Source organism: Allobosea robiniae (genome assembly GCF_900102525.1).
In the GTDB taxonomy this organism is placed as follows: Bacteria; Pseudomonadota; Alphaproteobacteria; order Rhizobiales; family Beijerinckiaceae; genus Allobosea; species Allobosea robiniae.
The window spans coordinates 325,789-339,934 of sequence record NZ_FNBZ01000007.1 but is presented as its reverse complement, the minus strand read 5'-3'; the positions used below and the strand labels follow the sequence as shown (position 1 = coordinate 339,934).

Genomic DNA, 14,146 nt, shown 5'->3' with positions numbered 1-14,146 from the left:
ATGCTTTCACTTGCGCCCGTCGCGATGGCGACGACATCGCCGGCCCAGCTCGAACTCCACCGCCTCGGCGGTTCGGTCTTCCTGCTCTGCTGGACGCTCGAGGCCTCGCCTTTCGGCAAGCCTGCGATCGCGCTCACGGGCGGTGGCCGGCGCCTGCCTGCGGCCTCGATTTCGCTCGGCCTGCGCGATGGACGCGAGCGGCTCGTCGTCGCCTTCCGCTCGTCGGGCCATGACAATGTCGTCGCGACCCTCACCGATCACGGGCCGCAGGGCGATGTGACGGCCGGTTTCGACCCGACGCTGGTTCATGGCCTCGCCGACCCGGCCGAGCTTCTGAAGGAGCTTGCCCCGCAGGCGCGCCTGACGCTCGCCAATGCGCTGGTCCGGTCCTGGCCGCCGTTGTTCGGCCTCGCTGCGATCCCCAACTACCTGTCCTTTCTGCGTCAGCTTCTGCTGACCCTGTTTCCCAAGCCGGCGGCGATGCAGCCGACCGCGGCCCTGGTCGAAGGCCAGTGGCTGTTCGAGACGGCCGTGCCGGCCGATTTCGGTGCCTTGCAGGGCGTCGCGCGCCTTGATGGCGCCGGGCTTTCGCGCCTCGATCTCAAGGCTCGGCTGGGTGCCACCGATCGCAGCGGCAAGCGCGAACTTCATCTCGTGCTGGACGCGCCGCCCAGCCGTGGCGGCGGGCTCCTCATTCTGCAGGGCGAGCGCTCGCTCGTGCTGCGCGCCTTGCCCGGCCGCCAGGCGGCGGCTTCGCTCGGCCGCTGGTGGGCGGGTAAGGCCGCCAGCCGGGACGGGTTGCGCAACTGGGTCGTCGAGCAGCTTGCGGGGTTGTCCGAGCAGGGCCGCCTGCTCGCCATCGAGATGCAGCGGCGCGTGCCGCTCGCCGTCCAGCATGTTCGCCGCAGCGACGATCTGCCTGCTGCCGAGCTCGATCTCGCTGTCTGCAACCGGGCGGGGCTCCTGATCGGCGGCTGGCTGCGCGATCCCGACGATCTCCTGGAGGAGGTGCTGCTGCATCGCGGCAATGGCGAGCCGATTGCGATGCTCGCGCATTTGCAACGCTTCCCCGTCCGCCTGCCGGCCGGAGCGGATGGCGAGACGCGTGCCGCCACGGGCTTTGCCGGTTTCGCCTCGGATTATGCCACCGGGGCGCCGGTGCTGCAGCCGCGCTGCGAGATCAAGCTGAAATCCGGCACGACGCTGACGCTGCGACCACCGGTGCAGCCGGCCGATGCCGTGACGATCCGGGCGAGGGCGCTCGCGGCGATCCCGCCGCAATATCTGACTGCCGATATGCTGGGGACGACGCTCGCGCCGGTGCTCGCCGCCTGCCAGGAGGACTTGCGCGACAGCCGGCCCGAACCGACCGTCAGGATGTTCGGCCAGCCGCTGGCGCGGCCGAAGGCCTCGGTCGTGATTCCGCTCTACCGTGTCTATGATTTCCTGCGCGTGCAGGTCGCGGCCTTCGCCGGCGACCGCTGGTTCGCCGAGAATGCCGAACTGATCTATGTGCTCGATTCACCCGAGCACGAGGCGGAGGTCGCTCACCTCCTCGGCGGATTGCATCTTGCCTACGGCCTGCCGATGCGGCTCGTGGCGATGCGGCGCAATGGCGGGTTTTCGGCCGCCTGCAATGCGGGCGCGAACCAGGCACGCGGCGAGGTTCTTGCTCTCGTCAACTCCGACGTGATCCCCACCGCCAATGACTGGCTGCCGGCATTGATCGCCAGGCTCGACCGTGGAGCGCGGGTCGGCGCCGTCGGCCCGAAGCTGCTCTACGATGACGGTTCGCTGCAACATGCGGGGCTGTTCTTCAAGCGAGACAGCAAAGGCACCTGGCTCAACCATCATTACTTCAAGGGCATGCCCGGAAGCTATGCGCCGGCCAATGTCGAGCGGCCGGTGCCCGGCGTCACCGGGGCCTGCATCGTCATGGCGCGCGATCTCTACGAGGAGCTCGGCGGCTTCGACGAGAGCTATGTGATCGGCGATTACGAGGACAGCGACCTCTGCCTCAAGATCCGCCGCGCCGGCTTCGGCATCCTCTACGTGCCGGATGTCGCGCTCTACCATCTCGAACGGCAGTCGATCGCGCGCAGCATCGACTACACGCGCGGCGCCGCCTCCCAGCACAATGCCTGGCTGCAAAGCCAGCGCTGGGGCGCGCAGATCGATGCGTTGATGCAGGCCTTCGAGACATCCGCGCCGGAGCTCGCCTTGCCGGCGCCCGTCGCTCCCAGCGAACCCGACCTTGTTCCCCGCTTCGGCTTCAGGAGAGCGACCGCAGCATGACCGCCCTGAGACAGATCGCACCAGAGCCCGTTCCCGCGGAGGTTTCCGCCGGGCCGGAGCTCGACTGGCTGATGGCGTCGTTGCAGAGCAATCGCTTCATGCCGCATCCGCCCCCGGATTCGATCTTCGTCGGCGACGGCGACTATCGCGCGATCGGCGCGGAATTCCTCGGCCATTTCATCCGGATCGGCCGGCTGAAACCGCATGAGCGCGTCTTCGACATCGGCTGCGGCATCGGCCGCATGGCGGTGCCATTGACGCAATATCTCGATCTTGAGCGCGGCAGCTATGACGGCGTCGATCCGGTGATGGAGGGCATCCTCTGGTGCGCCCAGACGATCACGCCGGCCTATCCGCGCTTCCGCTTCCAGCGGCTCGACATCGCCCATCCGCTCTACAATCCGCAAGGATCCCTGCCGGGCTTGGAGGTCCGCTTCGGCTTTGCCAATGGCAGCTTCGATTTCGTGACGATGACCTCGGTCGCGACGCACCTGCCGCCGGAGGAACTGGTCGTCTATCTGCAGGAGGCGGCGCGCCTGCTGGCGCCGGGCGGGCGCCTCTTCCTCACGGCCTTCGCGATCGACGGCACCTCGACGGGGCAGGAGCGCCTCTCGTTCAAGCGCTGGCAGGACGGGCCAGGCTGGTACGCTATCGACGAGGCGCCGCTTGCTGCTGCCGGCATCGACAGCCGTTTCCTGCTGGAGCAGGCGACGCAGGCCGGGGTCACTGTGGAGGCGCTGCGGCCCGGGCATTGGCGCGGCATCAGCGCTGCGCATTACCAGGACCTGCTGATCGCGACGAAACCGGGGGGCAAGGCACCAGGAGGCACGGCATGAGCCGGCGCATCCTCGTCGTCGCGCATAACCACCCCTCGCTGCATCCGGGCGGCACCGAGATCTTCGCGCATGACCTGACGCAGGCCTATCGCGAGCAGGGCTGCGAGGTGCTGTTCCTCGGAGCGACCAATGCGATGCATCGCGAGCCTCACCCCGGCACGGCGCTGCAGGCGATCGGCGAGGACGTGGTGCTGTGGAGTGCGCATTACGATCGCTTCCACATGAGCCAGATCGACCATTACGGCACGTTGCAGGACCTTGCGACGCTGCTGGAGGAGTTCCGGCCGGACGTGATCCACGTCCATCATCTCGTGCTGATCGGCGCGGAGTTCCTGACGCTGGCCCGCCGGCTGCTGCCGCAGGCGTCGATCGTGATGACGCTGCACGACTACTATCCGATCTGCCACCATGACGGATTGATGGTGCGGCCGGGCGACCGCCAGCGCTGCAACGGCTCCTCGCCCTCGGCCTGCCATGGCTGCTTCCCCGAGATCGGCTCCGATCGCTTCCTGTTGCGCGAGCGCTTCATCAAGACGCATCTGGCGGCGGTCGACCGTTTCGTCGCGCCCAGCCGCTTCCTGCGCCAGCGCTATGTCGACTGGGGCCTGCCCGGCGAGCGGATCGAGGTCATCGCGAATGCACGCCCGGCGCAGGAGGCCGCGCCGCATCGGCAGGCGAAAGGTCGGCGCACCAGCTTCGGCTATTTCGGCAACCTCAACCCCTGGAAGGGCGTGCTGCCGCTGCTGCAGGCGGCGCAATTGCTGCACGCTTTCGGCGATACCGAGTTCTCGCTGCGCATCCATGGCGGCGCGCCGTTCCAGAGCGAGGCCTTCACGACCGCGCTCGATACCGCGCTCGCTGGCGCGGAGGGTGTCGTCACGCATTGCGGGGCCTATTCCCGTGACGAAGTGCCGGGCCTGATGGCCGAGGTCGACTGGGTGGTGATGCCCTCGATCTGGTGGGAGAACGCGCCGCTCGTCATCCAGGAAGCGTTCCAGCACCGCCGGCCGCCGATCGTCAGCGCCATCGGCGGCATGGCCGAGATGGTGCGTGACGAGATCGACGGGCTGCATGTCCGGCCGGGCGATCCGGCCGCACTGGCCCGCACCCTTCGCCGGGCGATGGATGAGGCCGGCCTCTGGCAGCGCCTCGTCCACGGCATCGCCGAGCAGCCAACGCTAGCCGGCTGCGCCGGCCGCTACCTCGCCCTCTTCGATGACCTCAAGCTCGCGGAGGCCGCATGACAACGGCTCAGTACCAGGACAACGAAGTCCGCCTTCCCGAACAGGACCAGGAGGTCCGCCTTCCCAATATCAACCCCTCGCGCCTGAACGGACGGGTCGATGCCCTCGACGGCAGCCGCCTGCATGGCTGGATCTGGGACGAGGCCCGCCCCGACGAGGCGATCACGGTCAGGGTTTCCCTGGACGGCAAGGTCGTCGCGGAAGCAAAGGCCGACCAGAGCCGCATCGACCTGCGCCGCAACGGCATCGGCGACGGCAAGCACGCCTTCTCGATCGATCTCGACGAGACGCTGGTTGCGGCGCGTGCGCGCCTGACGGTCGTCGGCGTCTCCGCGGCGACGGGCGTGGAGCTGGAACTGCGCCTGCCGGCGGCGGACGAGCTCGCGGCGGAAGCGGCGATCGCCGTGCCGCTGGCACGCTTCTTCGACAAGGTCGAAATGCTGATCGTGCTCAACCGGCGTGCCCAGCTCGCGCAGAAGGAACTCAACGAGAAGCTCGACCGCATCGCGGCGCGGCTCGAAGAAAACCATGCGCTGGCCGAGGCGACCAAGGCCGAGACCGAGAGCCAGACCGAGATCGTGCGGAGGCTCGGCGAGCTCGACGTCTTCCAGCTGCGTTTCGACGGCACGCTGCGCGGCTTCGACGAGCGGCTCGATGCGATCCGCAAGGAGGCGCGGGCGCCGCTCAGGCAGGTCACCGTCATCCTCGGCTTCCTGTCGACACTCGCGGCGGTGATGTCCTTCGTCACGCTCGCCGTCACCTTGTGGGGAGGCTGAGGCGATGAGCGAGGTCATCGTTCCCGACAGGATGGCGGTTGCGCAGGCACCAACCGTGGCCTGGACGCCGCTCGGCGAGAACGCGATCCTCGTCCGCAGCATCTGCGACGCCATTCCGGCCAAGGTGCCGGTCGCGGTCGACGGCAATCCGCGCAATCGCGCGCAGACCATGGTGCTGAGCTGGCGCCGGCCCGGCGCCGAACCTTCGGCGGCCACCGGTTTCCTGTGTCTCGCGCCGGCGCCCAGCGTCGACGGCAGCGGCACCGGCGCGCTGCTGATCGGCAGGCCCGGCCGGCCGCTGCGCCTGATCCTGGCGCCGAAGCCGCAGCCCCTGCAGGCTTTCCTCTCCGAACTCGCGGATGATGCCGGGCAGGCTTTTCCGAGCGTGGTCGACGGATTGCTCGAAGTGCTGCTGACCGGCGCGCCCAATCCGCGGCGCCTCAGGGCCGTGGCGATGCTGCTGCAGACGGTCGCGCGGCCGGGCGGCTTCGTCGAGGTGATGGGCAGGCTCGACGATATCGCGGGGGCGGAACGCAGCATCTTCCTGCAGGGCTGGACCTCTCATTTCGCCGCCGGGCGGGTGAAGCTGCTGATCTCGCATGGTGGCCTGTCGCCGGCTCATCTCGAAACCGGGACCTTCGAGCGCGACGATCTCGGCGAGGGTGCGCGCGGCTTCTTCGGCCTGCTGGAGGATTGTCACGTCCAGCATCCCGGCGAGATCGAACGACTCTATTTCCGCGGCAATGATGGCTGGCGCGCGCTCGAAGTCTATGAGCGTTACGTCCTGCTCGAGCCGATCACCGTGCCCGGCCATCTGCGCGACGGCCTGCAGCGCGGCACCGCGCCCCAGGCGACGGCCGACAAGCTCAAGCGCGCCTCGCAGCGCTTCGACGGCCGCGACACGGTCTGCCTGCTGGAGGAGCCGGTGCGGGCCGGCATCGACTCGGTGACCGTGGTCGAGGGCACCGGCGTGCTCATCATCGGCTGGCTGTTCGATCCCGAGCGCCGGGTCGGTGGCGTCACGCTGCGCAGCGGCAGCCAGTCCTGCGCCGTCGACCGCTTGTGGACCCGCGTGCAGCGCGCCGACGTGACAGCAGCCTTCATGGAAGACCCGCGCTTCGGCCCGGCCTTGGCATCCCGGCGCAACAATCACGGCTTCATCGTCTTTGCGCCAAAACTCCTGCCGGAGGCCGGCCAGCCGTTGCATCTCGCCTTCGAGGTGCAGGGAACCGGTCCCGCCTTCCTGCCGCTCGAACCCAATCGCGCGCCCGCGCGGCGGGCGCTCGAGCGTGTGCTCGGCCTGCTCGATGCCCGTTCCTCGACGGCCAATGCCGTGGTCGAACGGCAGATCGCGCCGGCGCTGCAGGCGGCCGAGATCGCGCCGCCGCGCGCTGCTGAGACGCTCGATGTCGGTGCTTTCGACCCGGAAGCCGCGCTTGGCCTCGTCATCGGGCTCGATCACCGCCATCGCGAATTGTCGGCGCTGTTCGCCTTGCTCGCGATGGACCCGGAAGCGCGGCCCTTGCCGATCGTGCTCGCGGCACCCTCGGAGAGCTTCGACCGCGTCGGCGCGGAAGCGCGCCGGCTGGCACGCTTCTATGGATTGTCGGTGCGGCTCGTTGCGGTCGAGGGCGTCGAGGATGCCTGCGACGCGCTGGAGGCTGGCGTTCGCGCCTGCCGCTTCAACACTGTCGCTCTGTTGTCCGGTGCCGCCCAGATCCGCATGCCCGGCTGGCTCGGCCGGCTGGAGCGGGCCTATCGGGCACGCGGCGGCCAATGCGTGGCGAGCCCGACGCTGCTCTTCGAGGACGATTCGATCCGCTGGGCCGGCGCCTGGCTGGAAGGCGAGGGCGCGAGCCGGCGCATCGCCAACCGTTTCGTCGGCTATCCGCTGGAGGCCGTCGGCAATCTCGGCCCGATGGAGGTCGCGGCCGGCGCCAGCGAATGCTGTGTCCTGTCGCGCGCCGCCTTCATCGAGGTTGGCGGCTTCGCCCGCAACTATTTCACCACGGCGGAGAAGGGGCTCGATCTCTGCCTCAAGCTCCGGATGGCGGGCTCGCCCTCGCTCTGGGTGCCCGATGTCGAGGTCTACGCGGTCGATGACGGCGAGACCGCCGCGCCGCATGCGGGTGTGCTCGCGCAGCTTGCCGACCGCACCAGCTTCGACCGGCGCTGGGCGCTCGCCATCTCCAACATGAAAGGCTGAGGATGCGGGTTCTCGTGATATCGCACGGCCATCCTTCGATGTCCCTGGGTGGCGCGGAGGTGGCCTCCTACAACCTGCACAAGGGGTTGCAGGCCGGCGAAGGCGTCGATTCCCATTTCCTCGCCCGCGTCGGCGCGCCGACGCCGCGCCATGCCGGCACGGCGCTGATGAGCCTGCGCCAGCGCGGCGGCGAATTGCTCTACTACGCCGAGGATTACGACCACTTCCTGATCTCGAACCGGGCAACCGAGGAGATCGAGCGCGATTTCGTCCGCGTGCTGAACGACCTGAAGCCGGATGTGGTGCATTTCCACCATTTCATCGGGCTCGGCCTCGAATGCCTGTTCGCGGTGCGCGATGCGCTGCCGGACGCGCTGATCGTGGTGACCTTCCACGAATATCTCTCGATCTGCCACCACCATGGCCAGATGGTGAAGACCGGGGCCTTCAAGCTCTGCTACCAGGCGTCGCCGACCGACTGCAACGCCTGCTTCCCCGACATCTCGCCGGCGCGATTCCTGGCGCGCGAGACCTTCATCAAGGGCATGCTGGGGCTCGCCGATCATTTCGTCTCGCCGAGCCGCTTCCTCGTCGACCGCTATGTCGACTGGGGCCTCGCCGAGGATCGTTTTTCGGTGATCGAGAACGGCATCGACGTCGCCGGTGCCGCGCCACCCCGGCCACTCCCGGAGGGCAAGGGGCGGCGTTCGCGCTTCGCCTATTTCGGCCAGCTCACGCCCTACAAGGGCGCCGACGTGCTGATCGATGCGGTGACGCGCATTCCCGAGGACGTCTGGGGCGAGGATTCGATCCTGCTGGTCTATGGCGGCAACCTGGAACGGCAACCGCAGGCCTATCAGGACAAGTTCGCCAAGCTCGTCGAGGCGGCCGGACGGCGGGTGCGCTTCTGTGGCGCCTTCCAGAACCGCGAAATGCCGAACCTGATGCGTTCGGTCGACTGGATGGTGATGCCCTCGGTCTGGTGGGAGAACTCGCCGATCGTGATCCAGGAGGCGTTCTTCCACGGCCGCCCGATCCTGGCGAGCAATCTCGGCGGCATGGCCGAGAAGATCACCGACGAGGTCGACGGCCTGCATTTCCGGCCGGGCAGCCCGGAAGACCTCGTCGACTGCATGACGCGCGCGCTGACCGAGCCCGGCCTCTGGGACCGACTGCGCGGCGGCATCAAGCAGCCGATGAGCCATGTCGAATGCGCCGGGACGCATCTCGATCTCTACCGCCGCCTGCTGGCGGAACGCAGCAAGCCTGCGCCCGTGCGGCAGGACCCTGCCGCGATGATCGCCTGAAACCATAACGAAAGAACAGGGGAGACCCGACCATGGCCCGCATCCTCGTCATCAGCCCCTCCGGGGAGGTCTATGACCACGACAATGTCCGCTGGTATCGCCATGCCGATCTGCAGAGCCATATCGAGCACTATCACAATATCGGCGACGCCTTCGTCTTCGATTCCTCGCTGAAGCTGCTCAATTTCGAGAAGCTCGACGAATTGCCGATCGACCGCGTCGATCCCGCGATGATCGACCGGCTCAATGCCGAATACGATTACGTCTTCCTGCGCGGCTCCAACTATGTCCATGCGCAGATGAACTGGGCGCAGGCGCCCGAGGTGCTGCGCCGGCTGAAGATCCCGGTCATTGCCTTCGGCATCGGCGCGCAGGCGCCGGTCAGCGGCAAGCTGCAACTGAGCGAGGACACCAAAACGGTGCTCAAGCTCATTTCGGATTCGACGGCCTCGCTCGGTGTGCGCGGCACCTATTCGGCGGAGGTGCTGAACGATCTCGGCATCAAGAATGTCCGCATCATCGGCTGCCCGACGGCGTTCCGGAACAACGACCCCAACCTCGCCATCCGGCTGCCGCCGCTGGAGCAGGTCAAGACCGCCGGCGTGACGCTCAGGCGCGAGGTCTCCAAGACCTATGCGCAGGACATCAAGCGCTACCTCACCTTCCACCGCTCGCTGGTGAAGGCGATGGCGGATCGTTTCGAGGTCACGCTGATGTCGCAGGGCGAGGTCGAGGAGAAGAAGCTCGCGCTCGGCACCATCGACCAGCAGGCGCAGGCGATGACGGCACTGCGCGCCAATGAATGGGCCAATAGCTGGTATCTCGACGAGCAGGTCGAGCGTCTCTACCAGACCCGGATGTTCTATTCCGACGTGGTCGCGGAATACGAGCGATTGGTGCGTGGGCTCGACCTCGTGCTCGGCTACCGTCTGCACGGCAACCTGATGGCGCTCGCGAACGGCACGCCCTCGATCTACTTCACCTATGACAGCCGCACTGTCGAGTTCGCGGACACCTTCAAGATCCCGAGCATCGACGTCTTCGCCGGCCAGGATTTCAAGCTGGAGGAACACTGGGATCAGGCGCGTTTCGATCGCTTCAACGCCGCCTATGGGCAGGTCTACCGCGCGATGAGCGCATTCCTCAGCGAGAACAAGGTCGACCACAAGATGGTCAAGCCGGCTGCGGCTGCCCAACAGGTGCCCGCGCCGGAAAGGAAGGTGGCATGAGGGGCGCTCGCGCCCTGCAGGCGGCCCTGTCGGCCGCATGCCTGCTGCTGCTGGCGCTGCCCGCGGTCGCGCAGGGCTACCGGCTCGAACTCGCGCCCGGCGCGCAGGAGGAGACGGTGGTCTCCTGGGCGCGCGAGCGCTGCGAGGAATGGGACCTGCCGGACGCGCCGCTGCGCGCCTTCCGCGACGATAAGGGCGAGGTCGTCGCCTTCGCTAGCCATTACCGCAGTCGCCCGCTGATCGGCCGTGACCTCACGTCGCTCCGCAAGAGCTGCGCGGTCTCCTTCCAGGCGAAGAACAGCGCTGATCCGAGCCAGTTCAGCGACAAGAGCTGGATCGCCGCGACCTGGACCGATGACGGCCGCCATGTCCAGGCGCTGATCCATGCCGAATACCACGCCGACAAGCATCCCGGCGCCTGTCGCTTCAAGGAGGCGATGAGCTGCTGGTACAATGTCGTCACCGCCGCCCGATCCGATGATGGCGGGCACAGCTTCAGGACCGACGAACCGCGCCCATTGGTGGCGGCACCGCCCTACAAGCAGGATGTCGGGCAGGGCCGGCATCGCGGCTTCTTCAACCCGTCGAACATCGTCCAGCAGGACGGCGCCTGGTATTCGCTGATCGCGACGACCGGCGGAGAGGGCCAGAAGAACGGCGTCTGCCTGTTCCGCTCGACGGACCTCAAGGATCCGACGACCTGGCGCGCCTTCGACGGGCAGGATTTCACGATTCCGGCGGTCGATCCCTATCGCGACGATCTCAGCCAGGCGCGGCCGTGCCAGCCGCTGAAGCACCTGCCGACCACGGTCGGCTCGGTCACCCGGCACGAAGCGAGCGGGCAATGGCTCGCGATCTTCCATCTCGGCCCCGATCCGCGTCAGGGCATTGTCGGTGGGCGCGTCGCCTATAGCTGGTCGAAGGACCTCGTGACCTGGTCGCCGCTGCAGACGCTGATCACGCACCCGACGATGTGGAGCAAGGATTGCAGCGACCGTGAGCGCTATGGCTACGGGGCCATCGCCGATCCGGCCTCGCCCTCGCGCAATTTCGAGACCACGGGCGATCAGCCCTATCTGTTCATGACCAGGATGCATGTCGCCGGCTGCAAGCTCGGCCCCGACCGCGATCTGGTCCGCCTGAAACTTCGCTTCGTCAAGGAGGGCTCATGAACGCGCCCGCGCACCCTGTTCCGGCCAGCCAGGCCGTGCTGCCCATGAAGATCCTGCGCGCGACCACGCAGGAGGTCGTGGTTCTCGTGGCGCGCGAGCCCGGCGGAGCCTGGGCGCCGCTGCGCCTGCTGCTCGATGGGCAGGAATACGCCACGATCCATCCGGGCGCGCTCGTCACCGGCGATGCGACGGTGGCGGAGATCGCCATCCCGCTGCCGGCCCTGCCCGAGACACGGCTGCGCTCCATCGCAGTCGCGGATGCCCGCACCGGCGCGTTGGCGCCCGGCTCGGAACTGCGCCCGGTGTCGAAGACCAAGGCCTTGCGGGCGCTGGTGATCTATCCGGCGGGCGAGGTCTACGACCATGACAAGGTGCGCTGGTATCGCGCGCCGATGGAGAAGCTGCTCAGCGACTACTTCAACATCGGCGACATGATCGTCTACGATTCCACGCTGAAGCTCCTCGATTACGCGCATCTGGAGCCGATGAAGATCATGTCGCCCACGGATGCCGACATCGCGCGCTATGCCAGCGAGTTCGATTTCGTCTTCGTGCGCGGCTCGAACTTCATCCATGAGAGCATGGAATGGTTCCGCGCCGTCGAGGTGCTGGAGAAGGTCAAGCTGCCGGTCTATGCCATCGGCGTCGGCGCGCAGGCGAGCCAGAACCGCAAGATCGAACTGCCCGAGGCTTCGAAGCGCTTCTGGTCGATCGTGGCCGAGCGTTCGGCGGCGATCGGCGTGCGCGGTGCCTTCAGTGCCGAGACGCTCCGGCAGAACGGCATCCGCAATGTCGAGGTGGTCGGCTGTCCCTCGATCTTCCGCACCCGCAACCGCGACCTCAAGATCCGCATCCCAGACCAGCGTGATATCCGCAAGGTCGCGTTCAGCCTGCGCCGCGAGGCCGACAAGAGCTATACCGCCGACCCGGAAGCCTATCTGCGCAACCAGAAGGCGGCCCTGCTCAAGGTCGACAGCCAGAGCGAGATGGTGATGTCCTCGCATGGCGAGCAGGAGGAGAAGGCGTTCTTCCTGCGCGACCCCGTGGCCAAGGAGAAGGCTGTCGCCGAATTCACCCGCACCGGCTGGTGGAGCGGATCGGACGACGCCGCGATGCGCCGGATCTATGAGAAGCAGCTCTTCTCGTTCTTCGATGTCGAGCATTACGACGCCTTTGCCCGCTCGCAGGATCTTGCGGTCGGCTATCGCGTCCATGGCGTGCTGCCGGCCGTCGCGCATGGCGTGCCCGGCGTGCTCGTCGCCTATGACACGCGCAGCCAGGAGTTGGCCGAGACGCTCAAGATCCCGGTCGTGCCCGAGGCGGCCTTAGCCGAGGGCGGCTGGCGCGCGGTCTATCAGGAGGCGGCGCTGAACGGCCTCGCGAAGAGCTATGCCGGCTCCTACGACCGGATGCGCGGCTTCCTCGACCGGAACGGCATTCCCCACCGGATGTGAAGGCCGATCCGGGCGGAATGAACGGCTTCGCCAAGCCTGGCGGGGCGCGAAAGCCTTCCGGCTATCGGTTTCCACGAACCAGGAGACGATCATGAAGATCGAATACGATGCAGGCACGGCCCTTTCGATCATGCGCGGCAACCCGGTGCGCGGCTGGACCTCCGGCAAGCCCGAGAAGATGGCCAGGGAGCGCCTGACGACCGGTGACTATCTCGCCGTGGCGCACAAGCCGAAATTCAGGATCGACCCGTCCTGGCCGATCTTCACCATGGGCTCCTGCTTCGCGCGCGAGGTCGAGAACATCCTGATGCTGCGCGGCCTGCCGCTGCTGCTCGCAGGCCATGGCGTGCCGGCCGAGCATTTCGAGAGCTGGAGCGAGGAAACCGGCCGCGGCGGCGGGGCCGATCGCGGCCAGCTCAGCCGGGGAGCGCTCAACAAATATTCGGTGCGCTCGATGACTCATGAGCTGAAGCGTGTGCTGCTCGGCGAGAGCTATCCCGACGAGGGGCTGATCGAGCTCGCGCCGGGACAATGGTTCGATCCGCAGGCCAGCGGATTGCGATTGCTGGATCGCGAGAGCGCCTTCGCCAATCGCAGGCGCCTGACCGAGGCGACCGCGCAGATCAAGCAGGCGCGCATCTGCTTCTTCACGCTCGGCCTGACCGAGACCTGGCAGGACGCCGAGACAGGTATCGCCATGAACGCCCATCCCGGCCCGACCTGGCTGCAGCGGATGCCGGAGCGCTTCCGCTTCGTCGATTACGGCTACGATGCGACGCTCGCCGACATGGAGGAGATCATCGGGCTGATCCGCGAGCATTGCCATCCGGAGATGCGCTTCGTCGTCACGGTCTCGCCGGTGCCGTTCGGCGCGACCTTCAAGGACGCCGACGTCATCGTCGCGAACAGCGCTTCGAAATCGCTGCTGCGGGCGGTGGCGGAGGAATTGTTCCGGCGCCACGACTTCGTCGACTACTTCCCGAGCTACGAGATCGTGTTGAACTCGCCGCGCGCGCTCGCCTTCCAGGACGATCAGCTCCACATTGCCCGCGACATGGTCGCGCATGTGATGTCGACCTTCCAGAGCGCCTATCTGGCGCCGGCGGAGCAGCCCCAGGCCGCCTGACGGCTCGATGCGGTTTCGCGCTTGTTTCTGAAAAGCGGGGGGCGTCATCCGTATGGACGACGCCCCCGCGCGGTATGGGAGGACAGGACATCATGAGGACCGTCACTGCATCGGCCCTGTGCTTCCTGCTCTGGCAACCCGTTCAGGCTGAAACCCTGTTCGTCGCTTGCGACAACGGCCTGCGCTGCTTCCGGGCGCCATGCCCGGCCCGCGACGTCCTGCTCCTGCCCTCCAACCGGCGCCTGTCGCGCACGGACGCGTCGCTGACGCAATTGACGGAAGCCGAGCGCAAGCGCGTGGCGGAGGTCAGCGGCACCTATTACGGCACGATCGTCTTCGCCGGCGAGATCGATGAGGGCCGCAAGCCGCCGGTCGTCGCCACGCGCATCGTCAGGGAGGCGACGAAGGCCGAAGCCGCGCTCTGCCGGAAGCGGTCCTGAAGCGCGTGCGAATTCCTATCGTCGAGGCGGATGACGCGGCGCCACCGCTTCCTGTCCGGGC

Annotated in this window: 11 protein-coding genes; all 11 read left to right on the top strand. The window is 67.4% G+C overall.

What is annotated here, in order from left to right; translation table 11 throughout:
• The 11 genes from BLQ70_RS20465 to BLQ70_RS20415 all read left to right on the top strand — a co-directional run bounded on the left by BLQ70_RS20465 (window position 1) and on the right by BLQ70_RS20415 (window position 14,085).
• Complete coding sequence (locus BLQ70_RS20465) at window positions 1-2,295, top strand: glycosyltransferase (RefSeq protein WP_139163602.1); 2,295 nt, start codon at window positions 1-3, stop codon at window positions 2,293-2,295.
• Complete coding sequence (locus BLQ70_RS20460; protein WP_091860593.1) at window positions 2,292-3,131, top strand: class I SAM-dependent methyltransferase; 840 nt, start codon at window positions 2,292-2,294, stop codon at window positions 3,129-3,131. The genes BLQ70_RS20465 and BLQ70_RS20460 overlap by 4 nt, the downstream gene beginning before the upstream one ends.
• Window positions 3,128-4,375, top strand: a complete 1,248-nt coding sequence (locus BLQ70_RS20455; protein WP_091860591.1) for a glycosyltransferase family 4 protein — start codon at window positions 3,128-3,130, stop codon at window positions 4,373-4,375. Before BLQ70_RS20460 ends, BLQ70_RS20455 begins: the two co-directional genes overlap by 4 nt.
• A complete protein-coding gene (locus tag BLQ70_RS20450) occupies window positions 4,372-5,151 on the top strand; it encodes a hypothetical protein (RefSeq protein ID WP_091860589.1) in 780 nt (259 codons plus the stop codon). The genes BLQ70_RS20455 and BLQ70_RS20450 overlap by 4 nt, the downstream gene beginning before the upstream one ends.
• A 4-nt stretch (window positions 5,152-5,155) precedes the next feature.
• Window positions 5,156-7,357, top strand: a complete 2,202-nt coding sequence (locus BLQ70_RS20445) for a glycosyltransferase family 2 protein (RefSeq protein ID WP_061966228.1) — start codon at window positions 5,156-5,158, stop codon at window positions 7,355-7,357.
• Between the two features lie 38 nt (window positions 7,358-7,395).
• Window positions 7,396-8,664 carry a glycosyltransferase family 4 protein gene (locus BLQ70_RS20440; protein WP_320409856.1) on the top strand — a complete coding sequence of 423 codons (1,269 nt, stop codon included), beginning with the start codon at window positions 7,396-7,398 and terminating at the stop codon, window positions 8,662-8,664.
• Window positions 8,665-8,696: 32 nt separating this feature from the next.
• Window positions 8,697-9,893: a polysaccharide pyruvyl transferase family protein gene (locus BLQ70_RS20435; protein ID WP_091860585.1), complete on the top strand. Its 1,197-nt coding sequence runs from the start codon at window positions 8,697-8,699 to the stop codon at window positions 9,891-9,893.
• Window positions 9,890-11,065 carry a hypothetical protein gene (locus tag BLQ70_RS20430; protein WP_091860582.1) on the top strand — a complete coding sequence of 392 codons (1,176 nt, stop codon included), beginning with the start codon at window positions 9,890-9,892 and terminating at the stop codon, window positions 11,063-11,065. Before BLQ70_RS20435 ends, BLQ70_RS20430 begins: the two co-directional genes overlap by 4 nt.
• Window positions 11,062-12,519, top strand: coding sequence for a polysaccharide pyruvyl transferase family protein (locus BLQ70_RS20425; protein WP_091860579.1), 1,458 nt, complete (start codon window positions 11,062-11,064; stop codon window positions 12,517-12,519). Before BLQ70_RS20430 ends, BLQ70_RS20425 begins: the two co-directional genes overlap by 4 nt.
• A gap of 91 nt (window positions 12,520-12,610) precedes the next feature.
• The gene (locus tag BLQ70_RS20420) at window positions 12,611-13,645 is read left to right on the top strand and encodes a GSCFA domain-containing protein (protein ID WP_170843487.1); all 1,035 of its coding nucleotides are present in this window, start codon (window positions 12,611-12,613) and stop codon (window positions 13,643-13,645) included.
• A gap of 92 nt (window positions 13,646-13,737) precedes the next feature.
• Window positions 13,738-14,085: a hypothetical protein gene (locus BLQ70_RS20415; protein WP_091860574.1), complete on the top strand. Its 348-nt coding sequence runs from the start codon at window positions 13,738-13,740 to the stop codon at window positions 14,083-14,085.
• The last annotated feature ends 61 nt before the right edge of the window (window positions 14,086-14,146 follow it).